This is a genomic window from Duganella sp. CF402 (genome assembly GCF_900109645.1).
Classification (GTDB): Bacteria; Pseudomonadota; Gammaproteobacteria; order Burkholderiales; family Burkholderiaceae_D; genus Rugamonas.
In genome coordinates this window covers 486,646-511,296 of sequence record NZ_FOBG01000002.1, presented here as the reverse complement: position 1 = coordinate 511,296, position 24,651 = coordinate 486,646, and the positions used below count along the sequence as shown (strand labels likewise).

Sequence of the window (24,651 nt, the reverse complement as noted above, 5' to 3'; positions counted from 1 at the left end):
TCCTTGGCGAATTGACCTTATGGTAGCACCGGAATGACGTATGATGCCGGTTGGACTACAACATGGTTCCGCCCGTGCATCGATACGATTTGATCAGTTGCCACGACTGCGGCGTGCTGCACCGACGCCGCCCGGTACGCCCGCGCGAGAAGGCGCGGTGCGTGCGTTGCCGCTCGGTCCTGTATCGCGGCATCCATTCAGACGCCAGCCGCATGGCGGCCATCACGCTGGGCGCGGTGTTCACCTTTTTGATTGCGCAGTTTTTCCCCATCGTCGAACTGGAAGTGGGCGGCTACAACAGCAGCGCCACGCTGCTGGGCGCGATCCGTGTGTTGTGGATGGAGCAGATGCAACTGGTGGCGGCAGTGGTGTTTCTGTTCACCATCCTGCTGCCGGCGGTGGAACTGGGTGCTTTGCTGTACGTGACGCTGTCGCTGCGCAGTGGGCAGCGGCCGCCGGGTTTCGATCACCTGTTGCGCGCGGTCGGCATGGCGCGGCGCTGGGGCATGACGGAAGTGCTAATGATCGGCATCCTGATTACGATCGTGAAGATGACCAGCCTGGCCCAGGTGGTGGTGCAGCCCGGCCTGTTCGCGTTTGGCGCGCTGACGCTGATGCTGGCCATCGTGGTGTCCTTTGATCCGAAGATGTTGTGGAATATCGGCGAGCATTTGCCGGGGCCGCGCCGTCCGGCGCAGCAGGTCATTCGCGATGAGAATGCGCCGCTGCTGGCTTGCCACAGCTGCGGACTGGTGGAGGCGGCGCGGCACCGGCATTGCGCGCGCTGCGGCGCCAGGCTGCATCGCCGCCATCCGGACAGCGTGGGCCGCACCTGGGCCTTCCTGCTGGCGGCGACCATCCTTTACATTCCCGCCAACCTGCTGCCGGTGATGTATACCCATTCGCTGTTCGGCAAAGAGGACGACACCATCATCAGCGGCGTGGTCTACTTCTGGACCAGCGGTTCGCCGGCACTGGCGGCCATTATCTTCATCGCCAGCATCGTGGTGCCGGTGCTGAAGCTGGCGGCGCTGGCCTTGCTGGCGTGGACCGCGCAGCGCCGTTCGCGCTGGCAGCCCATGCAGCGCACGGCGTTGTATCGGATCGTGGAGTTTGTCGGCCGCTGGTCGATGCTTGATATTTTCGTGATTACGCTGACGGTCGCGCTGGTGCGCTTCCAGTCGCTGGCGGTGATTACCGCCGGTCCCGGCGCGATGGCGTTTTGCGCGGTGGTGGTGCTGACCATGATCGCCGCGATGCAGTTCGATCCCCGTTTGATCTGGGATCCTGTTGAGTCGAATGGAGAGAAGCATGTCTGAAAACGAGAGCGGCCAAGCGTCGCTACCGCCACCGCCACCGCTGCCGGAACCGAATGTGGAAAAGGCGAGCCGCTGGCTGCCTTCGCTGGTGTGGCTGATTCCCTTGCTGGCGGCGCTGATCGGCCTGACGCTGGTGGTCAAGTCGGTGCTGGACCAGGGGCCGACGGTGATCGTCAGCTTCCGCAGCGCGGATGGGCTGGAGCCGGGCAAGACCAAGGTCAAATACAAGGACGTGGATATAGGCCTGGTGCGTTCGATTTCGCTGGCGCGCGATTTGTCCAAAGTGCTGGTCACCATCGACATGAGCAAGGAGGCCAAGCGCTTCACTGCGGCCGATACGCGCTTCTGGGTGGTCAGGCCGCGCATCGGCGCCAGCGGTGTTTCAGGTTTGAACACGCTGCTGTCTGGCGCCTACATTGGCGTTGACGCTGGCAAGTCGGAAGAAACCAATACCCAGTTCACCGGGCTGGAAAAGCCGCCGCAAGTGGCGCGCGATGAGAAGGGCACCACCTACACGCTGCATGGCGAAACACTGGGCTCCATCGATGTCGGCTCGCCGGTTTTCTATCGCCGAATTCAGGTAGGGCAGGTGACTGGCTTCGATCTGGAAGAGAAGGGACGCGGCGTGAAAATGTCGGTGTTCGTCGGCGCGCCATATGACCAGTACGTGGGCAAGAACACGCGCTGGTGGCATGCCAGCGGCGTCGATGTGCGGCTGGACTCCAGCGGCTTCAAGGTCAATACGCAATCGCTGGCGGCGATGCTGGTGGGCGGCCTCGCGTTCGAGTCGATGAGCGGACAGAGGCCGGCCAACGTAGCGCCGGCCGGTAGCGAATTCCTGCTTGGCGCGGACCGCGACAGCGCAATGCGCGAGCCGGATGGCGTTCCGATTACCACGGTGCTGTATTTCGACCAGTCGCTGCGCGGCCTGTCGCCGGGGGCGCCGGTGGACTTTCGTGGCATCGTGATGGGCGAGGTGCGCTCGGTCGGTGTGGAGTTCGATCCGGTGAAGAAAAGCTTCCGCATGCCGGTGACGGTGGACATGTATCCGGCGCGCTTGGGACGCAGTTTCGCGCAGAGCATCGCCAGCGATCAGGAGCGCAATGCGGGGCCGCAGTTGCTGGAGCGGTTGGTGGCGCGCGGTTTCCGTGGACAACTGCGGACCGGTAACCTGTTGACCGGCCAGTTGTACGTTGCGCTGGATTTCTTCCCCAACGCGGCGCCGGCCAAGGTGGACATGACGGCGGACGTGCCCGAGGTGCCGACGGTGCCGAACAGTCTTGATGAATTGCAGACGCAGATCGCCAGCATCGCGCGCAAACTGGATAAGGTGCCGTTCGAGGATATCGGCAAGAACCTGCGCGATACCTTGAAGAGTGTCGATGTGTTGATCAAAAAGCTGGATGGGCAGGTGGTGCCGGAGATGACCGGCACCCTGGCAGAAGCGCGCAAGACCTTCAACGAAGCCAACCTGCTGCTGCAAAAGGATTCGCCGGTGCAGTCGGACCTGCGCGAGGCCTTGCAGCAGCTGACGCAAACCTTGCAGTCGCTGAACGCGCTGTCGGATTATCTTGAGCGGCATCCTGAATCGCTCATACGTGGCAAGCAAAAAGGAGAGCAGAAATGATGCGTGTGATCTTGTCCGCCGTAGCGGTGTGGTTGGCTGGCTGCGCGAGCGCACCGCCGGAGCATTTCTACAGCCTCAGTTCCGGAATGGGCATGCCGCGCACCACGCAGGCCGCGCCGGCCTACTACATCGAACTGCCGGCAGTCAGCGTGCCGCAGCAAGTCGCGCGCAACCAGCTGGTGGTGACCACCGGCGCCGGCCGCGTCGACCTGCTGGAACAGGAGCGCTGGGTGGCGCCGCCATCGGCGGAAATCGGCCAGGCCCTGTCGCTGGCGATATCGGGGGAGCTGGGCACCATCGACGTATTCCGTACGCCGACGCCGGAAAAGGCGCCGGTCTACCGCATCAGCACCAACGTGCAGCGCTTCGAATCAGCGCCGGGTCAATACGCGTTGATCGACGCCGTATGGAGCGTGCGCCTGGCCGGCAGCCCGCAAGTGCTGACCTGCCGCAGCGTCGCGCAGGAAACCGTCGGCGCCGGCTATGACGAACTGGTCGCCGGCCACCGCCGCTCCATCACCCGCATCAGCACCGACATCGCCAAAGCTGTACGTGGCCTCGCTGCTGGCGGCAAGCCTGCGTGCTAGGCCAGTTCGCGCAGATAGGGCCACGGATAGATGCCGCGTTCATGGCCATCACTGAAGACTAGCTGCACGCCGTAGACGCCAATCTGGCGGATATCGTCGATGCGCACGTCCGCAGCATGTTCTGGCGGCGCGACTTGCATTGCTTCCGCAAGCAGGCGGTTCGACTGGCATACCGTACATTTGCATTGCGCCCGCAGGAAAGCGTGCGGCAGTTGCTGGGGCGAGCCGTCGGCCCAGATAATATCCAGCACCCGCCCTTGCTGGTTGTTGACGATTTCGCGTGGGTAGCTGCTCATCGCTGGACACCCTGGATTTGTGAAAGCGCCAGCCGGGCCGATTTGCGGACTTCCGGATCGCTGTCTTCTGCGGCGGCGCCAAGCGCCGGCAGCGCGGCGGCGTCGCCCAGTTCACCCAGCGCCAGTGCGGCTTCCTTGCGCAGGTTGCTGATGCTGTGGCTTAGTGTTGCCACCAGCGCCTCCAGCGCGGCGGCGTGACGCAGTCGCCCCAAGCTGCGGACGGCACGCAGGCGCACCTGCCAGTAAGCGTCTTCCAGCGCGATGACCAGCGCGCCGCCGGCTTGTTGCGCGCCTTGCTGCGGCAACGCGAGTTTTCCCAGCGTGGTGGCGGCTTCCTCGCGAACCTGCCACGCCGCGTCGCGCAGACCATCGAGCAGCGCGGCGAGAGCAGGCTGCGTGTGGTCGCCGGTGCCGGCGTAGGCAAGTGCACCGACTGCTGCCCGGCGGACTTCGGCGTCGGCATCGTGGCTGACCAGCCGTGTGAGTGCCGGCAGCGCATCCGGCTGTTTCAGGTAGCCCAGCACGGCGACGGCCTCGCGCCGGACAGCAGCGTCGCTATCATTCAACGCGGCCAGCGCGGGAGAGAAGTTGCCTCCCGCACGCAATTCGCGCACTGCACGCAAGACGGCGATGCGGACGAAGGCATCGGGGTGTGCGGCGTGCGGCAGGAGAACGGCGGCGGACGCCGGATTTTTCAGTTCGGTGAGTGTTTGCGCTGCCGCCTCGCGCACCTCGTCGTCTTCGTCGGTCAACAGTGCGACCAGACCTGCCACGCCCTCGGGGCTTTCGAATGCCTCCAGCGCACGCGCGGCTTCGGCGCGAACGGCGGCATCGGCATCGCGCAACGCCGCCACAAACAGCGGCGCATGTTCGTCGCCATCACGGTCGGCCAGGTCGAGAACGGCGATGCGGCGCACCGCGCTGTCCGGATGCTGCAAGCGCTGGTGGAATCCTGCCAGCTCGGCGTCGTCTTCAAAAATAGTGCTCATGCTTTCCTTAGGTGGCAAAGTGCAGTTGACTGGCTGGCGCCCCGCTTAACGGCGACAAGCGCTCCAGTGGCAGCCCGGTAGTGGCAGGCTGCAGCAGCTCAAGGCAGCGCCGCTTCAGCTGCGTGAAATGCGCGGACGTGACCAGCGTGGCATCGCGCGGACGCGCAAAGTCCACCTTGATCTCCTCGATAATGCGGCCGGGCCGTGGGCTCATCACCAGGATGCGGTCCGCCAGGAATAGCGCCTCGTCGATATCGTGCGTGATGAAGACGATGGTGGTACGAATTTTTGCCCACAGCTGCAACAGCAACTGCTGCATCATCAGTCGCGTTTGCGCGTCGAGCGCGCCGAATGGTTCATCCATCAGCATCACACGCGGGTGGTTGATCAGCACCCGGGCGATCTCAACCCGCTGCTTCATCCCGCCGGACAGCTGCGCCGGATAGTGCTCGGCAAAATCCTGCAAGCCCACCATGCGCAGCAGTTCCAGCGCACGGAGGCGACGTTCGCTGCGACCAATTCCCTGCATCTTCAGGCCGAAGGCCACGTTGTCGATCACGCGCCGCCACGGGAACAGTGTGTGATGCTGGAACACCAGCCCGCGCTCCGCGTTCGGCTCGTTGACCGCGATGCCGTCCACCGAGATGCCGCCCTTGCTGGGCTTCAGGTGGCCTGCCAGTGCGCCCAGCAGCGTCGACTTGCCGCAGCCGGATGGCCCCAGCAGGCAAACGAATTCGCCCGGCGCCACCGTCAACGACACATCCTGCACCGCCTCAAACGCCTGCGCGCCGGCACCGACGCGCAACGATAGCTGCTCGATGGCGATGCGGCCCAATGCCTGGTTCACGTCTCTCATGCCTTCTCCTCCTGTTGATGCCACGGCATCAGCGCCTGGCCGCCGCGCTTTACCAGTACGCTGCTACCCATGCCCAGCGCGCCGATTACCAGCATGCCGACCACGATGTCGGCATAGTTCTGGATGGTGTACGAAGCCCACGTGTAGTAGCCAATGCCGAACTGGCCCGAGATCATCTCCGCCGTCACAAGGCAGAACCACGCCGTGCCCATGCCGATCGACAGCCCGGTGACGATGCTGGGCGCAGCACCCGGCAGCACCACCTCCGCAAACACCGCCCACGGGCCGCCACCCAGGCTGCGCGCCGAGGCGATCAGGCGCGGATCGATCTGTTCCACGCCGTGCACGGTGTTCAGCAAAATCGGGAACAGCGCGCCGGTGAAGGTGATGAAGATCATCGACATTTCCGACGAAGGGAACATCAGGATCGCCAGCGGTATCCAAGCCACGGCGGGAATAGGGCGCAGCATTTCCAGTGGCGGCATCAAGACATCTTCCCAGCGCTTCCAGCGTCCGATGCCCAGTCCCAGCGCAATTCCCACCAGCGCCGCTACCGCGAAGCCGCTGAATACGCGCCACAGGCTGGCGCGCAGATGCTCGCCCAGCTTGGGCGAATGCAGCAGCGCCCACGCGGCCTGCGTTACTTCGCTTGGCGGCGGCACGTTCTGGAACGTTACCAGGCCGAGATTGAGATGGCCCGCAGCCGCCCACTGCCAGGCCAGCAGGCAGGCTGCCAGCGACGCCACCCGCAGGCTCCAGCGCAGCGCCCCGGTGGATGTGATGTGAAATCGGCTCATGGGCGTTTATCCTTTATTTGCTGGCCAGCTTACTGTCTGCGCCCACGCCCAGTGCGGCGGCGTAGTTGACGGCGGTGCCGCCGCGCTGCTTGGCCCACGCATCGGCCGATGCCTTGGACAGGAAGGCGCTGGTCTCGTTTTTCGCGGTGACGAACCAGGCGTCGTTGGCGAACAGTTTCAAGCCGCTGTTGCGGTCATGAGCGTAGACTACGCGGATCTTCTTGCCGTCTTTTTCCAGCTTGCGCACGGCGGCGAAGGCCGTCTCCACGGTGGCGTAATGGCGCACCAGCGGTTCGCCGGCCACCCATACCTGCGTCAGGTGCGAGAAGTCGGTGATAGGCTTGCCGGTGCTGGCGTCCTTGGCCACCAGCGGCAGGCGGCTATAGTTTTTCAGGCTGGCGTCATAATCGAGGTTGGCCTGCTTGAATGCGGCGCGGATGTAGCTGTCGTCAATGAACTCGTTGACGTCGAGGTCATTGTCGGTGCGCTTCATCAGGCGCAGCGTTTCGATCGAGGTCTTGACGGCCTGGCGGTATTCCGGCTTCCACGTGAAGTCGCGCGTTTGCAGACCTAGCGGACCGTGGAACAGGTAATCGACTTCCGCTTCAATACCCGTGACCTTGGCGATCAGCTCACTGTATTTTTCCGGTTCGGCGGCGATGATGCGGTCCGCTTCAATCGCTGCGCGCAGGAAGGCGGTGACGATCTCCGGATATTTTTTCGCGTAGTCCGAGTCCACCAGACTGCCGTGCAGTGTGGGCGCTTGCGCTTGCGAGCCGTCGAAGATCTTGCGGGCGAAGCCGCGATGCGGGAACAGTTCCGCGAACGGCACGAAGTCGGCGTGCGCCTCGATCTTGTTGGCTTGCAGTGCGGAGCCGGCGACTTCCGGCGCTTGCGTTACCACCGTGATGTCCTTGTCCAGCTCCCAGCCTTGTGCCTTGATGGCGCGCAGCAGCATGCCGTGGGCGGTGGAAGCGAATGGCACCGAGATGGTCTTGCCCTTCAATTCAGACAGCGACTGCACCGGCGATGCTTTCGGCACCACGATACCGTTGCCGCTACCTTGCACGCTGCCCGACAGCACAGTGATGAACAGGCTTTTCTTGCCGGCCTTGGCGAAGGCCGCGCCGTTGAAGGAGCCGGGAAAATCGGCCATCGAACCGAGGTCCAGTTTACCGGCCACCATTTCATTGGTCAGCGGTGCGCCGGAAGTGAAGTTCTTCCATTGGATATCGTACTGCACATCCTTGTACTTGCCGTCATGCGGCAGGTATTTTTCCAGCAGTTTCAATTCGCGGATCAGCAAGCCGCCGGTGGCGCAGTTGATGGTGGTGTCTTGCGTGCCGATGGCAACGCGGATGGTTTCAGCTTGCGCGGCACCCAAGGCCAGGGTGCTTACCAGCAGGACTAACAGTTTGTGTTGCAGAGCCATAGCAAATCTCCAATTCATCGTAATAGATAAGGGATATCGACCGTTACTGCGCCGGTCGGGCAGTCTTTTTCGCAGGGCATGCAGTACCAGCATTCGTCAAATTTCATGTAGGCCTTGCCTTTGCTGAAATCGATGGCCAGCACGTCGAGCGGGCAGACATCAACGCAAACGGTGCAGCCTTTGTCAGCGATGCACAGCGCGTCATTGACGCGCACCGGCACGCTGCTGGGGGTGTGGGCGATGGGCACTTGGTTCTCCTTTATGCAGCTTCACGCATGATGCGCAGGTGCTGGTAAGCCTGTTTCTCTTTTTCGTCCAGCGCGATGATGTAAGGCTCCAGCGGACGCTTGAAGCACTGCATGGCCCCGTCGGTCTTCTTCACCTGCACGTGGCACAGCCAGTCGGCGTCGTTGCGCTGCGGGTGGTCGACGCGGTTGTGGTACAGGCCCCAGCGGCTTTCGGTGCGGTACAGCGAAGCCCTTGCTGCCATCTCGGCGCAATCGCGGATGAAGTGCACTTCCATCGCCCGCATCAATTCGTGCGGATTGCTGGCCGACAGGCGATCAAGGTCGCTGCGGATCGCTTCAAAGCGGCTCAAGCCGATTTCCATCTTGCGCGTGACCTTGGGCGGTTGCAGGTAGTCGTTCACCATGCGGCGCAATTTATATTCGACTTGCGAAGGCGGCAGGCCGTCCTGCCGGTTCAAAGGTGCCCATACGCGGGCACGCTCCGTTTCAACCTGCGCTTGGTCCAGTGCCGGCAGTTCGATGGCGGCGCAGCGTTCGGCGGCGGCTTCGCCAGCCAGCTTGCCGTAGACGAAAGCGCCCAGCATGTAGTTGTGCGGCACGCAGGCCAGGTCGCCGGCGGCGTACAGTCCCGGCACCGTGGTCTCGGCGCGTTCATTGACCCACACGCCGGACGCCGAGTGCCCGCTGCACAATCCGATTTCCGAGATATGCATCTCCACCATCTGATGCCGGTAGTCGGTGCCGCGTCCCGCGTGGAAGCGTCCACGGCTCGGACGTTCGTTGGTGTGCAAAATGGTTTCGATGGTGCTGATGGTTTCCTCGGCCAGGTGATCGAGCTTGAGGAAAACCGGGCCGTTGCCGCCCTGGAGCTCGTTGTAAAACTCCTGCATCATCTGGCCGCTCCAGTAGTCGCACTCGATGAAACGTTCGCCCTTGTTATTGGTGGTGAAGCCGCCGAAGGGACCGGTGACGTAGGCGCATGCGGGGCCGTTGTAGTCCTTGATCAGTGGGTTGATCTGGAAGCACTCGATGCCCGATAATTCGGCGCCGGCATGATAGGCCATGCTGTAGCCGTCACCGGCATTGGTTGGATTTTCGTAGGTGCCGAACAGGTAGCCGGAAGCGGGCAGGCCGAGACGTCCCGCCGCGCCGGTGGCCAGCACCACCGTCTTGGCGCGGATCACGTGGAAGTCGCTGGTGCGGCAGTCGAACGCCATTGCGCCGGCGATGCTGCCATCTTCCGCCAGCAGCAGGCGTGTGGCCACCAGGCGATTGGTGATTTCGACGCGCTGGCGTTTCAGGCGGCGATACAGCACCTTCTTGATGTCGTGGCCTTCGGGCATAGGCAGCACGTAGGTGCCCATGTGGTGCACCTTGCGCATGGCGTAGTCGCCGGTTTCGTCCTTCTCAAACTTCACGCCCCAGCGGTCCAGCTCTTCGATCATGGCGTAGCTGTTTTCGGCGTAGGCCATCACCGTCTTTTGATTGACGATGCCATCGTTGGCGGTGGTGATCTCCTTCACGTACTGCTCCGGCGTGGCGAAGCCGGGCACGATGGCGTTGTTCAGGCCATCCATGCCCATCGAGATCGCGCCGCTGCGCTTGACGTGGGCTTTTTCCAGCAGCAGTACGCGTAGCTGGGGATTGGCTTCCTTGGCTTTTGCTGCGGCCATTGGGCCAGCAGTGCCGCCGCCAATGACCAGTACATCGACAGTCTCGATATGAGTTTGCATAAGCGCTCCTATGGGCGGCGGTTGATTTGCAGGCGGTATTGGAAAGCGTCGCCGCGGAAGTACAGGTACTCGAAATCGAGCGGGGCGCCGTCGGCACGGTGGGTCAGGCGTTCGATGCGCAGCACCGCGCTGCCTTGCTCCACCCGCAGCGCGCGTGCCAGCGTGTCGTCGGCGAGGATGGCATCCACTTGCAGGTCGGCGCGGCCAAGCGGGATACCGTAGTCGTTTTCGAGAATGACAAAAATGTCGCGTGTGGCCAGGTCTTCGCGTGCCAGGCGTTCGCCGATGTCTTGTGCGAGATAGGTCACTTCAAGCGACACCGGCTCCCGGTTCAAGTGGCGTATGCGTTTGATTTCGGTGACTTCAGCACCTGGCGCCACTTGCAGCTGCTGCGCCACATGCGGCGTGGCGGCGATGGTCTTGTGGCTGGTGACCTGGTTGTAAATCTCGTAGCCCATGCGGCTCATGGCTTCACCGAAGCCTTCGAGCTGGGTCAGTTGCTGGAAGGCCTTGGGCTTGGCGACGAAAGTGCCTTTGCCGGGGATCTTGAAGATCACGCCTTCTTTTTGCAGATCGCTCAGCGCCTGCCGCACCGTGATGCGGCTGACGCCAAAGATAGTGCTCAACTCACTCTCGGCAGGCAGCTTGGCGTGAGCGGGGTAGGTACCGTCCAGGATGCGCTCGCGCAGGTTTTCCTTCACCTGTGTGTACAGCGGCACCGGGGACAGCTCGATGGTACGGAAGTTGGTCATGGCTCCACTCTTGGTTGGCATAACCTGTCATAACAGGTTATGAACTATCGAATGAAGCCCAGTCTATCGAGGACCTTAATATTTTGGAACGAATGAAACTGCTTTAGCTTATGCGAAAAATTTAAGCAGAGCTTTGCATGGCGGCGGCGATTTGTTCGCGCAGCCACAGGTTGGCGGGATCGTTGTCGACGTTGGCGTGCCAGTAGAGATAGATGTCCAGTGCCGGCATCTCCAGAGGGAAGGGCAGCAACTGGTTGTTAAATTGCTGGTTGACGATGCGCGCCAGGCGTTCGGGCATGGTCAGCGCCAGATCGGTTTCGCTCACCACGCGGCAGGCGGCGAAGTAGTGCTGGCAGCGCAGGCGGATGCGGCGTTGCAGGCCTTGCCGGCTCAATTCCACATCCTCCAGTCCCGGCCCGCGCCGGCGTGAGCTGGTTTGAATGTGCTCCAGTTGCAGATAGGTTTCCAGCGTCAGCTTGCGGCGCTTCACCAGCGGATGGCCGCGCCGCACCAGCACCACGGTCTTGTCGCCCGCCAGCTGCGTGCGGCGGATGTCGTTCGACAGCGGCAGCAGGATGTCGATGGCGGCATCCAGCGTTCCTGCCGCCAGTTCACCTTCCAGTTCGCGGCGGCTGACCTGCAAGGTATTCAGCGTCGCCGACGGCGCTTCGCGTGTGATACCCGCCATCAGCGGCGGCAGCACGCTGGCTTCCAGCACATCGCGCACGCCGAGCGAAAAACTGCGCTCGCTACTGGCCGCGTCGAAACGCGCGGCGCCGGTCAGCGTCACTTCAAATCCACGCAGCGCGCGCCGCACCGGTTCGATAATGGAGCGGGCCAACGGCGTCGGCGTCATCACGTGGCCCTGGCGCTCGAACAGCGGATCATCGAACAGCTGGCGCAAGCGGTTCAGTGCATGGCTGATGGCCGGCTGCGTCAAATTCATCTTCAGGCTGGCGCGCGTGATGCTGCCTTCGGCGTAAATCGCGTCCAGTACGATGAACAGGTTGAGATCGACTTTTGATATATGCACAGGATTTATCCAGATGAATTAATTCTATTCATTTGATGAATTATAGGCCAGCCGCTAAGCTAGAGGTTCAGGAGAGATTGCGATATGGGACAAATTTTACTGGTGCGTCACGGGCAGGCCTCATTCGGCAGCGCCAATTACGATCAGCTGTCGGAGCTGGGATACGAGCAGGCGCGCCTGCTGGGGCAGTGGTACGCCAACAGCCGCCAGTCCTTCCACAAGGTGGTCACGGGCGGCATGGCGCGTCACCGCCAGACCGCCGACGCTTGCCTGGCCGAGCTGCCCAAGCCGCTGCTGGCCGACACCGAATGGATCACCGACGAAGACTTCGCCGAATTCAATCATCAGGAAGTGCTGCTGCGCCACTGCCCCGAGTACGCCGATGCCGCCGCCTTCAAGGCGCTGCTGGCCAACCACATCGAACCGTCGCGCGCACTGGAGCAGCTGTTCCACGCCGCCATGCAGCGCTGGATGGGCGGCTGGCATGACAGCGATTACGCCGAAACCTGGCCCGACTTCCGCCGCCGCTGCGTACGCGCACTGGAGCGCCTTCACACCGAAGAGCGCGACCAAAGCACCATCGTATTCACCTCCGGCGGCGTGATCGCCACACTGATGCAGCACTTGCTCGGCCTGCAGGACTATCAGGTGATGGAGATGAGCTGGACGCTCGCCAACTGCTCCGTCACCAAGCTGCGGCAGCGCCCCGGCCAGTTCACGCTGGGCTATCTGAACAACTATGCGCACCTTGAATGGCTAGGCCAACAAGGCAGCGTCACCTACCGATAAGACAAGAGGAGACATCATGGATTTCGACTACAGCCCGAAAGTAAAGGCGTTGCAGGCCAGGCTCACGGCCTTCATGGATGAACACATCTATCCGAACGAAGCCGCCTTCCACGCCGAGATCGACGCCAACCGCGCCGCCGGCAATGCCTGGATCGCCACCAACATCATGGAAGAGCTGAAGCTGAAAGCGCGCGCCGCAGGCTTGTGGAATTTGTTCCTGCCGGAGTCCGACCTCGGCGCCGGCCTGACCAACCTCGAATACGCGCCGCTGTGCGAAATCATGGGCCGCGTGCACTGGGCGCCGGAAGTGTTCAACTGCTCCGCGCCGGATACCGGCAACATGGAAGTGCTGGCGCGCTACGGCACGCCGGAGCAGCAGAAGCAGTGGCTGGAACCATTGCTCGATGGCCGTATCCGCTCGTGCTTCGGCATGACCGAACCGGATGTGGCGTCGTCGGACGCCACCAATATCGCCAGCTCGATTAAACGCGATGGCGACCACTACGTGATCAACGGCCGTAAATGGTGGTCGTCCGGCGCCAACGACCCGCGCTGCGCGGTGTTCATCTTCATGGGCAAGAGCGATCCCGATAACGCCAGTCGCCACAAGCAGCAATCGATGATCCTGGTCCCGCGCGACACGCCGGGCGTGAACATCCTGCGCCACCTGCCGGTGTTCGGCTTTGACGATGCGCCGCACGGCCACGCCGAAATCGTGTTCGACAACGTGCGCGTGCCGGCTTCCAACCTGATCCTCGGGGAAGGCCGTGGTTTCGAAATCGCTCAAGGCCGCCTTGGCCCGGGCCGCATCCACCACTGCATGCGCCTGATCGGCCTGGCCGAGCGCGCGCTGGAGCAGATGTGCAAGCGCAGCCTGTCGCGGGTGGCGTTCGGCAAGCCGGTGGCGGAGCAGGGTGTCACGCTGGAACGCATCGCCGAGGCGCGCATTATGATTGACCAGGCGCGCCTGCTGGTGCTCAACGCCGCCCACATGATGGACACGGTCGGCAACAAGGTCGCGGCCAAGGAAATCGCCATGATCAAGGTGGCGGCGCCGACGATGGCTTGCCAGGTGATCGACTGGGCGATTCAGGTGCAGGGCGGCGGGGGCATGGCCGATCCCTTCCTGGCCCACGCCTACGCCAGCGCCCGCTCGCTGCGGCTGGCAGACGGTCCGGACGAGGTGCACCGTTCCCAGATCGGCAAGATGGAACTTGCCCGATATAAATAACCACTTTAGAGTTAAGGTAATCGTTTTCCGCGCATGTGTTGCGCGGATTTCCCACAGGTGTTGACTTCTTTTTCGTCCCAGTTTAATCTTGCTCGTGATTTAAGTTAAACGATTAACTAAAACTATAAGCTGGAGACAACGATGAAAAAGAGTATCCCCCTCACGCCAATGGCGGCCGCGCTGGCCGTCGCCTTGCTGTCCATGAACGCGCACGCGCAGCAGGCGCTGGAAACTGTCGTGGTGAGCGCGAATAAACGCGTCGAAAAACTGGAAAGCGTTCCAATGGCGATTTCCGTCATGAGTGAACAGGAAATCCAGCGCGTCAACATCCGCGAGATCGAAGACGTGGTGGCCATGATGCCGTCGCTGACGCTGAACTCGGGCACCACCTCGGCCAACAACGCCATCTTCATGCGCGGCATCGGCACCGTGTCGGTCGGCATCGGCGTGGAATCGGACGTGGCCGTCATCATCGACGACATTCCGATCGCCACCCAATTCCAGGCCTTCAAGGACCTGGCCGACGTGTCGCGCATCGAAGTGCTGAAAGGCCCGCAGTCCACGCTGTTCGGCAAGTCGGCGGTGGCGGGGGCGGTCAACATTGTCACCAAGCCGATCTCCGGCCCGATGGTGTACCGCGCCAGCACCTACCTGACCAACGACAACGAATGGCGCGTCAACGCCTCGGCCGGCGGCCAGCTGGACGAGCACTTCGGCCTGCGCCTGTACGCCGGCAAGACCAGCATGCCGGGCAACTTCCACAACCTCACCGATGGCAAGGATGTCAACGGCTCGGGCGGCAAGACCTTCATGGCCAAGCTGCAGTGGAACCCGATCGACAGCGTGCAGGTCGACCTGACGCCGCGCTACAACTTCCAGGAAAACTCGCGCGGCGTGACCGCCGTGAACGGCTTCTTCCTGCGCACCGGTTCGCAGGCGGCGGGCAACCTGGTATCGACCCCGATCGGGCTCGATGGTGTCTACCTGAACGGCAATCCGCAACTGCCGGCGTCGGTGCTGATGGCGGGCATCAACGTCAACGATCCGGCCAACCGCAACGTGCGGCGCGACTTTCCGACCGGGCTGGTGTCGAGCGACCGTGGCGTTGGCCTGAAAGTGTCGTGGACGCTGCCAAACGAAGCCACGCTGATGTCGATCACCTCGTGGAGCAAATACCTGGCCAACGACTTCCGCGACCAGGACTTCACCGACCAGCCGACCATCGCCGCCGCCGGTTCGACCGTGCCGACCATCGGCAATTACCAGTTCGGCACCTACGATATCCGCTCCAAGACGCAAGAGTTGCGCTACGTCTCGCCGGACTCCGGCACCTTCAAATACGTGGCTGGCCTGTGGCTGGCGCATAACGAGATCTACCGTCACTTCATCCGTGGCTACTGCGTCGCGCCGATGACCTGCAACGCCAACTCGCCATCGAGCCCGACCAACTACTACACCGACATCTACAACACCAACAAATCGATCTTCGGCCAGGCCTCGTGGGAATTCCTGCCGACCTGGACCCTGACGGCGGGCGTGCGTTTCAACCAGGAGATTTCGGGCTACAACTACAAGCGCAACTTCTACACCGACCAGCTGGACGAAGCCTCGTTCAAGCCGGGCCCGGTGGGCGTGGACCAGTTCAAGAGTTATGGCAACAGCGACCCGGCCACCACCGGCAAGGTCAGCTTGCAGAAGCAGGTCACGCCGGAGTGGATGGTGTACACCCAGGTATCGACCGGCTACAAGGGCGAAGCCTATGATGTGACCTCGGGCCTGAAAGCATCGGCCGCGTTCCCGGTCAAGCCTGAAACCAGCCAGAGCTTCGAGATCGGCGCCAAGGCCAACCTGTTCAACAACCGCCTGTCGCTGGCGGCCACGTACTACAACTCGGACTTCTTCGGCTACCAGCAGAACGTGACCTATGTGCTGCCGAACGACCCGACCATCTACAGCCAGCTGAATTCGATTCCGCACATCCGCACCCACGGTGTCGAGATCGATGCGAATGCGCTGGTGGCCAGCAACCTGACCGTGAACGCGGCACTGGCCTTCACCTTGCCGACCATCGAGAAGTGGGCCAACGGTCCGTGCTACAGCGACCCGACCAACGTCGCGGTGAACGGCACCAAGCTGGCGGCCAACGGCTCGATCGCCGGCCAGAACGCGGCCTGCTTCCCGATTGCGGCCGGCTCGACCACCGGCGTGCAGAACCTGGACCACTCGGTGTTCCCGGGCACGCCGAAGATCAAGCTGAACGTGGGCGCCAACTACGACTTCAACATTCCGACGCTGCCGTATAAAGGCTTCGTGAACGCGAACGTGCGTTATCAAAGCGACTACCTTACCAACATCAACAACGACCCGAACGCGCGCAACAAGGCCTACAGCATCACCGACCTGGGCTTCGGCGTGCGCACGCCGGATGACAAGTACAAGCTGAGCTTCCGCGTGAACAACCTGTTCGATCGCTTCTACATCCCGAACGCGAACGCCAGCGGCCCATCGTCGTTCCGCAACGGCCAGACCTCGACCTCGCCGCAAGTGACGGCCACCAGCTGGGTGCCGCCACGCGACGTCTTCCGCTACTTCAGCGTCAAACTGGACGTGAAATTCTAGTGATATTCGCGGCGTGAATCTCTGGCATCAGAAAGATAAATTGGCTTAATAGCTGAGAAAGCCGCATCATTCACCTGTCTCCTCTATTCTCCTCCAAGGAAATAGATTTAGCCCGCTCCCTGAGCGGGCTTTTTTTTGCCCGTTTCCAATTCAGGGTCAGCTCTGTCATTTGGACAAATAATTTGCGTATTGATATTTATCAAATACCGTGCGCGCGTGTCCAAATGACAGAGCTGACCCCGAATGTTGTGGCTGTATGCGCATACAGTATAATTCTGGCATGACGCAAACCGCATATACCGGCTTTATCCTGACCCGCCACTGGCGCGATACGCCCGGTGGGACGGAGATCGATTTCTGGCTGGCGACTGACGCTGGCCCCAGGAAGGTCCGGCTCACCGCGCAAACTTCGGTGGCTTTCGCCGAGGCGTCCGTGCGCGCGGCCATCGAGGCGCAGATTGCGCCGGATGCCGGGATCGAGTTGCGCGAGCTGCAGCTCAAGACCTTCCAGCAGCAGCCGGTGGTGGGCGTGTACGCCTCGCGCTATAAGCAGTTGACGGCGCTCGAACGCACGCTGCGCGATCACGGCATCAAGCTGTACGAGGCCGATATCCGTCCGCCCGAGCGCTATCTGATGGAACGCTTCATCACCGCCACCGTGCAGACCGAAGGCGGCCATGCCAGCGGCGCGGTCATCCACAACTGCAAGCTCAAACCTGCGCCTGACTATCGCCCGACGCTGAAGATGGTCTCGCTCGATATCGAGACCAGCGCTTTCGGCGACCTGTATTCCATCGCGCTGGAAGGCTGCGGCCAGCGCCAGGTGTATATGCTGGGCAGCACGCCTGCCGAGCCGCCGCCGGTCGATTTCGATCTCGAGTACTGCGCCACGCCGCGCCAGCTGATCGAACGCCTCAACGCCTGGCTGGCGCGCCACGATCCCGACGTCATCATCGGCTGGAACGTGGTGCAATTCGATCTGCGCGTGCTGCAAAAGAATGCCGATAAATTCAAGGTGCCGCTGGCGCTGGGCCGCGAGGGCAAGGCCATCGAATGGCGCGAGCATCCGGGCAAGCAGGATTACTGGTTTGCCCCGGTGCCCGGCCGTATCGTCCTCGATGGTATCGATGCGCTCAAGGCTGCCTCCTGGATGTTCCCTTCCTTCAGCCTGGAAAACGTGTCGCAGGCCATGCTGGGCGAGGGCAAGGAGATCGGCGACGACTACGACAAGATGGCCGAGATCGAACGCCGCTTCCACGAAGACAAGCCGGCGCTGGCGACCTACAACCTGAAAGACTGCGAACTGGTCACGCGCATTTTCCACAAGGCCAAGCTGCTCGATTTCATGATCGAGCGCGCCACCGTGACCGGCTTGCAGGCCGACCACTTGGGCGGTTCGATCGCCGCTTTCTCGCATCACTACCTGCCGCGCATGCACCGCGAAGGCTACGTCGCGCCGAATGTCGGTGACATCTCCGGCAGTTCTTCGCCGGGCGGCTTCGTGTTCGAGTCCAAGCCCGGCTTGTACGACTCGGTGGTGGTGCTGGACTATAAAAGCCTGTACCCATCCATCATCCGCACCTTCCTGGTGGACCCGGTCGGCCTGATCGAAGGCGAGGCCGCCGAGGACAAGAGCACGCTGGTGGAGGGCGTGAACGGCACCATGTTCTCGCGCGAGAAGCACTGCCTGCCCGCCATCACCACCGAAATCTGGAAGCAGCGCGACGCCGCCAAGCGCGCCAAAAACGAACCGCTGTCGACCGCGCTCAAGCTGCTGATGAATTCCTTCTGCGGCGTGCTCGGTGCGAGCGAGTGCCGTTTCTTCAATCCGCGCCTGGTGTCTTCGGTCACGCTGCGCGGCCACCAGATGCTGAAGCAAACGCGCGAGCTGGTGGAGGCGCGCGGCTACGACGTGATCTACGGCGACACCGACTCCATCTTCATCTGGCTGAAAAAGGAACATCCGAACGATGAAGCGCTGGCCATCGGCGCGGAGCTGGCGGACTACATCAACAACTGGTGGCGCACCATGCTGAAGGAAAAGCATGGCCTCGAGTGTCATCTCGAAATCGAGTTCGACACGCACTACCAAAAATTCTTCATGCCCACCATACGTGGCACCGACATGGGCAGCAAGAAGCGCTACGCCGGTTTGATCATCAACAGCAAGGGCGAGGAAGAGGTGATCTATCGCGGCCTGGAAGTGGCGCGCAGCGACTGGACGCCGCTGGCGCAGCAATTCCAGCAAGGCCTGTTCCTGCGCATCTTCAAGGACCAGCCGTATCAGGAGTATGTGCGCGAGTATGCGCGCAACACCATGTCCGGCGCCTACGACGATTTGCTGGTCTACCGCAAGCGTCTGCGCCAGCCGCTGGACGAGTACAAGGTCAACGTGCCGCCGCAAGTGCGCGCCGCGCGCCTGGCCGATGAGTACAATCAGTCGCAGCATCGTCCGCTGCGCTACCAGAACGGCGGCTGGATCAGTTACGTGATGACCACCGGCGGCCCCGAGCCGCTGGAAGTGGTGCGCTCGCACATCGACTACGAACACTACCTGAGCAAGCAGCTGCAGCCGATCGCCGATTCGATCCTGCTGCCGATGAATGACAGTTTCACCAGCCTGACCACGGCGCAAGCCAGTCTTTTTTAAACGGAGATTGCATGAACGAGTTCAAAAAACTACACGACGGCAGCAAGCTGCTGACCCTGCCCAACGCCTGGGATGCCGGCAGCGCGCGCCTGTTCGAAAGCCTGGGCGCACCGGCCATCGCCACCACCAGTGCTGGTGTCGCCTGGGCGCAAGGTTATGCCGACAACGACCAGCTGCCGGTCGATAACGCCGTGGCCGTAGCAGCCAACATCGCGCGCGTGCTGACGGTGCCGTTGTCGGTGGATTTTGAAAACGGCTACTCGTCCGATCCGCAGCAAGTGGCGCGCAACGTGCTGCGCCTGATCGAGGCCGGCGTGGCCGGCATCAATCTCGAAGACGGCAACGACGCGCCGTCGCTGCTGGCCGATAAAATCCGCGCCATTCGCCAGCTGGGCAAGGACATCTTCATCAACGTCCGCACCGACGTCTACCTGCGCGGCCTGGCGCCGGAGGGCGAGCGCGTGGCGGAAGTGCTGAAGCGCGCCGCGCTCTACAAGGACGCCGGCGCCGATGGCCTGTTCGTGCCCGGCATTTGCAAAGCCGATGAAATCAAAACCGTTGCCGCCAGCGCCGGCCTGCCGCTCAACGTGATGGACTGGCCCGGCCTGCCGTCGCACGACGAACTGCACCAGATGGGCGTCGCCCGCTTCAGCGCCGGCTCCGGCATCGCCCAGGCATTGTGGGCGGTCGCCGCCGGCATGGCGAAAGACTTCCTCGCCACCGGCAACGCCGGCCCGCTGATTGGCCAAGCCATGCCTTACGGTGATCTGCAGGCACTGTTCGTTAAGTAACGGGCCGCGAGGCGGAGGTCGGGGCACTAAGCGATGGGCGGTGATTTTTTGATAGAAAGATACAATCCCTAGCGATTTGCATGTCTGTTATATTCCAAAATAGCAACATTCGCTAATGCACAGTTAACAGCGCCCAAACCCCGCGCCGCCGCCTCGAACCCTGCCCAGGAGTTGAAAATGCGCGCCTTCCTGAATCTCCGCCTGTTCACAAAATTGATGTTGTCGTTTGGCGTGGTGCTGGCACTGTGCCTCGGCCTCGGCGTCTTCTCCGTAGTCCAGCTCGCAAAAGTCAATCAGACCTCGACCGACCTTCAAACCAACTGGATGCCTAGCGTCCGTATGCTGCTGGAAATGAAGTACGACGTGGCGCGCTATCGTGCCCAGGAAACCCAGCACATCCTGTCGAACACCGAGGCGGACTTTGCCAAGTATGAAAAACGCATGGTCGAGTTCAAGGACAAGCTCAAGGCCCACAGCGCCGAGTACGAAAAGCTGATCAGCGAGCCGGAAGAACGCGCCGGTTACGCCGAGTTCAACAAGCTGTGGGACCAGTACATTGCCATCAGCGCCGAGGTGCAAAAGCTGTCGCGTGCCAGCCAGGATGACGAGGCCAAGGCGCTCATTCGCGGCAAGTCGTCCACGCTGTTTAACTCGGCGTCGGAAATCCTTGAAAAACTGGCCGAGGTGAATATCAAAGGCGGCAACCAGGCCAGCGAGCATGGCAACGAATTGTATGCTTCGGCGCGCTGGTGGATCATCGGCATTATCGCGCTCTGCATTGCGATTGGCATGGTGCAGGCGGTGTGGATTTCCGGCCTGATCTCGCGGCCGCTGGTGAACGCGGTGCAGATCGCGCAGACCGTCGCCGCCGGTAACCTGACCAGCCAGATCGACGTCAGCACCACCGATGAAACCGGCCAGTTGCTGGCCGCGCTCAAGGAGATGAACGACAACCTGCAAAACATCGTCGGCCAGGTGCGTACCGGGACCGATGTGATTGCCACTGCCGCCAGCGAAATCGCTACTGGCAATCTCGATCTGTCGGCGCGCACCGAGCAGCAGGCCAGCTCGCTGGAGGAAACCGCCTCGTCGATGGAAGAGATGACCTCGACCGTGAAGCAGAACAGCGACAACGCCCGCCGCGCCAATGAGCTGGCGCATTCGGCCTCCGGCATCGCACTACAGGGCGGGAATGTGGTGTCGCAGGTGGTGGAGACGATGGGCTCGATCAACGCTTCCTCCAGCAAGATTGTCGACATCATCGGCGTGATCGACGGCATCGCCTTCCAGACCAACATCCTGGCTTTGAACGCGGCGGTGGAAGCGGCACGCGCCGGCGAGCAGGGGCGCGGTTTCGCGGTGGTGGCGTCCGAGGTGCGCAACCTGGCGCAGCGCTCGGCCAGCGCGGCCAAGGAAATCAAGGGCCTGATTACCGACTCGGTGGCGCAGGTGGAGGCCGGCAGCAAGCTGGTGCATCAGGCCGGCAAGACGATGGACGAGGTGGTGGCCAGCGTGAAGAAGGTGTCCGATATCGTGGCCGAGATCACCACCGCCGGCCGGGAGCAGGAGGTCGGCATCGAGCAGATCAACCAGGCCATCACCGAGATGGATGCCGTCACCCAGCAGAACGCCGCGCTGGTCGAGCAGGCTGCGGCGGCATCGGCGTCGATGCAGGAGCAGGCGGAGAACCTGTCGCGTGTGGTGAGCGTGTTCAAGCTGGATCAGAATGCGGCCGCACCATCGATGGCGGCGCCACGGCCGGCGCATGCTGCGGCTTCGGCTCCTCCGCGTCCTGCGGCACCGAAAGCGGCGCCGCGTCCGCAACTGGCGCAGCACAGTGCACAGGTGACGCCGCTGCGGCCAGCGGCCGCCAAGGCCAAGGCCACCGCATCGACCGAAGGCGATTGGGAAGAGTTCTGATTACGTGAACTGGATGCGCTTGCGATTCTCGGTCGGCTGCGTCACATGATCAAGCGGCAGCACGTGCGTGTGCTTGATCTTGCGCAGCGTGATGGTCGACTTGACCTGCGCCACGCCGGGAATGCGCAGGATCTTCTCGGTCATGAACTTGGACAGCGCCGACAGGTCCGGCGCCACTACGCGCAGGTGGTAGTCGGAGCGGCCGGCCAGCGTGTAGCATTCGGTCACTTCCACCAACCCTGCCACCTCGGTCTCGAAACGCTCGCTGGCCGACGGGCTGTGGTGGTCCAGCGTGACCTCGGTGAAGGCCATCACATCCAGCCCCACAGCCACCGGATCGATGATGGCCGCATAGTGGTCGATCACGCCGCCTTCCTGCAGCCGCAGCACGCGCCGGCTCACCTGCGAGGTGGATAAATGGATCTTGCTGCCCAGCGCGCTGTTGGTGGCCAGGCCGTCGCGCTGCAGCTCGGTCAGCAGCTGCAAATCGAACTTGTCGATGGTTGTGATCGTCATGTGCATCTCCTGCGTATTTAATGAGTATTTTGTGCATGGATTATACAAAACTCCGTTAAATACGCTTACTTTTCCCGGCTTTTGAGGATTAAGCTGTTCCTGTTTACACGATAAAACAGGAGACAAAATGTTTCAGCACATCGAAGCATTTGCGGGGGATCCCATCCTCACGCTGAACGAACAATTCGCCGCCGATCCGCGTGCCGATAAAATCAACCTGAGCATCGGCGTTTATCTGAACGACGAGCAGCGCATTCCGCTGATGGGCGCAGTGGCTGCCGCCGAAGCGCGCCTGGCCGAATTCTTCCAGCCGCACCCGTACCTGCCGATGGCCGGCTTAGCCGCCTACCGCGAACAATCGCGCCGCCTGGTGTTTGGCGAAGGGCAGGGCGAACGCGTCGCCACCATCCAGACGCTGGGCGGTTCGGGCGCGCTGAAAGTAGGCGCTGACTTCCTGAAAGCCTGGTTCCCGCAAGCCCGCGTGTGGGTCAGCGATCCAACCTGGGACAACCACAAAGGCATCTTCGGTGGCGCCGGTTTCGAAGTGGGTACCTACCCTTACTATTCGCCTGCAACGCACGGTGTGGCCTTCGACGCCATGCTGGCCGCGCTGCGCGCACTGCCGGCCGGCGATATCGTGGTGCTGCACGCCTGCTGCCACAACCCGACCGGCGCGGACCTCAATCAGCAGCAGTGGCGCGAGCTGGCGCTGGTGGTACAGGAGCGCGGCCTGCTGCCGTTCTTTGACATCGCCTACCAGGGATTCGGCGACGGCATCGTTGAAGATGCGTTTGCGATCCGCTATTTTGCGGAGCAAAATATCCCCTTGCTGGTCGCTTCTTCCTACTCCAAGAATTTCGCCATCTACGGCGAGCGTTGCGGCGCGCTGCATGTCACCTGCAAGGACGCGGATGAAGCCTTGAAGATTTCGGGGCAGCTGCAGTCGGCCGTGCGCAAGAACTACTCCAGCCCTCCGGCCTACGGCGGCCGCGTGATCGCCACCGTGCTGGGCGACCAGCAGCTGCGCGCGCACTGGGAAGCCGAACTGGCCGCCATGCGCGTGCGCATGAAGCAGATCCGCAGCGAGTTGTATGCGCAGTTGAAGGCACAACTGCCGGGCGGTGATTTTGAATACCTGCGCATCCAGCAGGGCATGTTCAGCTTTACCGGTTTGCCGGTGGCGCACATCCGCAAGCTGCGCGATGCGCATGGCGTGTACCTGATCGAGTCAGGCCGCGTATGCCTCGCGGCCCTGAGCAGTGCAGGCGTGGCCCCGGTGGCGCGCGCCATCGTACAAGTGATGACGGAGAACTGATATGGAAAAAATCGACACCAAGGCGCTGCCGGAAAAGCTGGCCGCCATTCCCGCATGGACGCTGGCCGATGACCAGCTGTCCATCCACCGCGAATTCAAATTCGCCGATTTCGTGCAGGCCTTCGCTTTCATGAGCGCCGTCGCCATCACCTCGGAAAAGCGTAACCATCATCCGGAGTGGTTCAACGTCTACAACAAGGTGCAGGTCAAGTGGACCACCCACGACGCCGGCGGCCTGACGCAACGCGACTTCGACATGGCGCAATTCTGCGACACCATTGCACAAGGATTCGGCCATGCAGCTGTCTGACCTGCCACCGGGCCAGCGCGACGACTGGACCATCGACCAGCAGTGGGACCAATACACGCCGGAGCAGCACGCCGTCTGGAAGACGCTGTTCGAACGCCAGAGCAAACTGCTGGAAGGCCGCGCCTGTGATGAATTCCTGGCCGGCATGCGCGCGCTGCCGATCGCGCCGGACCAGATCCCCGACTTCCGCCAACTGAGCGAAGTGCTGATGCAGCACACCGGCTGGCAAGTGGTGGCGGTGCCCGGACTGGTGCCGGATGAAGTATTCTTCGAACACCTGGCCAACCGCCGCTTCCCGGCCGGCCAGTTCATTCGCAACGCCGACCAGCTGGACTACCTGCAAGAGCCGGATGTATTCCACGACGTGTTCGGCCACGTGCCGCTGCTGATGAATCCCATCATCGCCGACTACATCCAGGCCTACGGCGTAGGCGGCCTGCGCGCGAAAGAGAAGGGCGTGCTGGATCTGCTGGCGCGCGTCTACTGGTACACAGTGGAATTCGGTCTGGTACAGCAGAAGGACGGCTTGCGCCTGTATGGTGCGGGCATCGTGTCCTCCTACACCGAATCGATTTTCGCGCTGGACGACGCTTCGCCCAACCGCGTGCGCTTCGATCTGGCGCGCGTGATGCAGACCGACTACCGCATCGACGATTTCCAGGAGACTTACTTCGTCATCCGCGACCTCGACGAACTGCTGCAACTGGCACACACCGATTTCGACCCGCTGTACGCGCAAGTGCAGCAACGCCCGGTACTGCAACCGGGCACCATCCTGCCTGAAGACGTGCTGACGACGCGCGGCACCGGCAGCTATCACAATTTCAAAAAGGAAAAATAA

22 protein-coding genes are annotated in these 24,651 nt (G+C 62.2%); 12 read left to right on the top strand and 10 right to left on the bottom strand.

Features of this window, described 5'->3' with window-relative positions:
* Positions 1-74 precede the first annotated feature (74 nt).
* The 3 genes from BMZ70_RS20315 to BMZ70_RS20305 are packed head-to-tail and all read left to right on the top strand — an operon-like array spanning position 75 to position 3,533.
* Entirely contained in the window at positions 75-1,319 is a 1,245-nt protein-coding gene (locus BMZ70_RS20315) for a paraquat-inducible protein A (protein WP_229205518.1), read from the top strand.
* Positions 1,312-2,946, top strand: coding sequence for a PqiB family protein (locus tag BMZ70_RS20310; protein WP_092278811.1), 1,635 nt, complete (start codon positions 1,312-1,314; stop codon positions 2,944-2,946). Before BMZ70_RS20315 ends, BMZ70_RS20310 begins: the two co-directional genes overlap by 8 nt.
* Entirely contained in the window at positions 2,943-3,533 is a 591-nt protein-coding gene (locus BMZ70_RS20305) for a PqiC family protein (RefSeq protein WP_092278809.1), read from the top strand. The genes BMZ70_RS20310 and BMZ70_RS20305 overlap by 4 nt, the downstream gene beginning before the upstream one ends.
* On the opposite strand, the gene BMZ70_RS20300 is transcribed toward BMZ70_RS20305, so the two are convergent.
* The 9 genes from BMZ70_RS20300 to BMZ70_RS20260 all read right to left on the bottom strand — a co-directional run bounded on the left by BMZ70_RS20300 (position 3,530) and on the right by BMZ70_RS20260 (position 11,669).
* Entirely contained in the window at positions 3,530-3,829 is a 300-nt protein-coding gene (locus BMZ70_RS20300; protein ID WP_092278808.1) for a gamma-butyrobetaine hydroxylase-like domain-containing protein, read from the bottom strand. The two genes, BMZ70_RS20305 and BMZ70_RS20300, sit on opposite strands and share 4 nt — an antisense overlap.
* Positions 3,826-4,818 (bottom strand): HEAT repeat domain-containing protein, encoded by a 993-nt coding sequence (locus BMZ70_RS20295; protein ID WP_092278806.1) that lies wholly within the window; start codon positions 4,816-4,818, stop codon positions 3,826-3,828. The genes BMZ70_RS20300 and BMZ70_RS20295 overlap by 4 nt, the downstream gene beginning before the upstream one ends.
* Before the next feature lie 7 nt (positions 4,819-4,825).
* The gene (locus tag BMZ70_RS20290; RefSeq protein WP_092278804.1) at positions 4,826-5,674 is read right to left on the bottom strand and encodes an ABC transporter ATP-binding protein; all 849 of its coding nucleotides are present in this window, start codon (positions 5,672-5,674) and stop codon (positions 4,826-4,828) included.
* Positions 5,671-6,471: an ABC transporter permease gene (locus BMZ70_RS20285; RefSeq protein WP_092278802.1), complete on the bottom strand. Its 801-nt coding sequence runs from the start codon at positions 6,469-6,471 to the stop codon at positions 5,671-5,673. The genes BMZ70_RS20290 and BMZ70_RS20285 overlap by 4 nt, the downstream gene beginning before the upstream one ends.
* 13 nt (positions 6,472-6,484) lie before the next feature.
* Positions 6,485-7,903 carry an ABC transporter substrate-binding protein gene (locus BMZ70_RS20280; RefSeq protein WP_092278800.1) on the bottom strand — a complete coding sequence of 473 codons (1,419 nt, stop codon included), beginning with the start codon at positions 7,901-7,903 and terminating at the stop codon, positions 6,485-6,487.
* Between the two features lie 14 nt (positions 7,904-7,917).
* Positions 7,918-8,151, bottom strand: coding sequence for a 4Fe-4S dicluster domain-containing protein (locus BMZ70_RS20275; protein ID WP_092278798.1), 234 nt, complete (start codon positions 8,149-8,151; stop codon positions 7,918-7,920).
* A gap of 11 nt (positions 8,152-8,162) precedes the next feature.
* Complete coding sequence (locus BMZ70_RS20270; protein WP_092278796.1) at positions 8,163-9,884, bottom strand: fumarate reductase/succinate dehydrogenase flavoprotein subunit; 1,722 nt, start codon at positions 9,882-9,884, stop codon at positions 8,163-8,165.
* A gap of 8 nt (positions 9,885-9,892) precedes the next feature.
* The gene (locus tag BMZ70_RS20265) at positions 9,893-10,636 is read right to left on the bottom strand and encodes a GntR family transcriptional regulator (protein ID WP_092278794.1); all 744 of its coding nucleotides are present in this window, start codon (positions 10,634-10,636) and stop codon (positions 9,893-9,895) included.
* A 121-nt stretch (positions 10,637-10,757) separates the two neighbouring features.
* Positions 10,758-11,669 (bottom strand): LysR family transcriptional regulator, encoded by a 912-nt coding sequence (locus BMZ70_RS20260; protein WP_092278792.1) that lies wholly within the window; start codon positions 11,667-11,669, stop codon positions 10,758-10,760.
* A gap of 84 nt (positions 11,670-11,753) precedes the next feature.
* On the opposite strand from BMZ70_RS20260, the gene BMZ70_RS20255 reads away from it, so the two are divergent.
* From BMZ70_RS20255 to BMZ70_RS20230, 6 genes are all read left to right on the top strand, one after another.
* Complete coding sequence (locus BMZ70_RS20255) at positions 11,754-12,458, top strand: histidine phosphatase family protein (protein ID WP_092278790.1); 705 nt, start codon at positions 11,754-11,756, stop codon at positions 12,456-12,458.
* A 16-nt stretch (positions 12,459-12,474) separates the two neighbouring features.
* Positions 12,475-13,689 (top strand): acyl-CoA dehydrogenase family protein, encoded by a 1,215-nt coding sequence (locus BMZ70_RS20250; protein ID WP_092278788.1) that lies wholly within the window; start codon positions 12,475-12,477, stop codon positions 13,687-13,689.
* 141 nt (positions 13,690-13,830) lie between these two features.
* Positions 13,831-16,308 carry a TonB-dependent receptor gene (locus tag BMZ70_RS20245; protein ID WP_092278786.1) on the top strand — a complete coding sequence of 826 codons (2,478 nt, stop codon included), beginning with the start codon at positions 13,831-13,833 and terminating at the stop codon, positions 16,306-16,308.
* A gap of 280 nt (positions 16,309-16,588) precedes the next feature.
* Complete coding sequence (locus BMZ70_RS20240; protein WP_092278784.1) at positions 16,589-18,958, top strand: DNA polymerase II; 2,370 nt, start codon at positions 16,589-16,591, stop codon at positions 18,956-18,958.
* Between the two features lie 11 nt (positions 18,959-18,969).
* Entirely contained in the window at positions 18,970-19,749 is a 780-nt protein-coding gene (locus BMZ70_RS20235; RefSeq protein WP_092278782.1) for an isocitrate lyase/PEP mutase family protein, read from the top strand.
* A 177-nt stretch (positions 19,750-19,926) separates the two neighbouring features.
* Positions 19,927-21,669: a methyl-accepting chemotaxis protein gene (locus tag BMZ70_RS20230; RefSeq protein ID WP_092278780.1), complete on the top strand. Its 1,743-nt coding sequence runs from the start codon at positions 19,927-19,929 to the stop codon at positions 21,667-21,669.
* On the opposite strand, the gene BMZ70_RS20225 is transcribed toward BMZ70_RS20230, so the two are convergent.
* Entirely contained in the window at positions 21,670-22,185 is a 516-nt protein-coding gene (locus BMZ70_RS20225) for an Lrp/AsnC family transcriptional regulator (protein ID WP_092278778.1), read from the bottom strand.
* A 127-nt stretch (positions 22,186-22,312) separates the two neighbouring features.
* On the opposite strand from BMZ70_RS20225, the gene BMZ70_RS20220 reads away from it, so the two are divergent.
* From BMZ70_RS20220 to phhA, 3 genes are read left to right on the top strand one after another with little or no spacing between them, the layout of a single operon-like run.
* Positions 22,313-23,500 carry an amino acid aminotransferase gene (locus BMZ70_RS20220; RefSeq protein WP_092278776.1) on the top strand — a complete coding sequence of 396 codons (1,188 nt, stop codon included), beginning with the start codon at positions 22,313-22,315 and terminating at the stop codon, positions 23,498-23,500.
* Between the two features lies 1 nt (position 23,501).
* Positions 23,502-23,810 (top strand): 4a-hydroxytetrahydrobiopterin dehydratase, encoded by a 309-nt coding sequence (locus tag BMZ70_RS20215; protein WP_092278774.1) that lies wholly within the window; start codon positions 23,502-23,504, stop codon positions 23,808-23,810.
* The gene (gene phhA, locus BMZ70_RS20210) at positions 23,797-24,651 is read left to right on the top strand and encodes a phenylalanine 4-monooxygenase (protein WP_092278772.1); all 855 of its coding nucleotides are present in this window, start codon (positions 23,797-23,799) and stop codon (positions 24,649-24,651) included. Before BMZ70_RS20215 ends, phhA begins: the two co-directional genes overlap by 14 nt.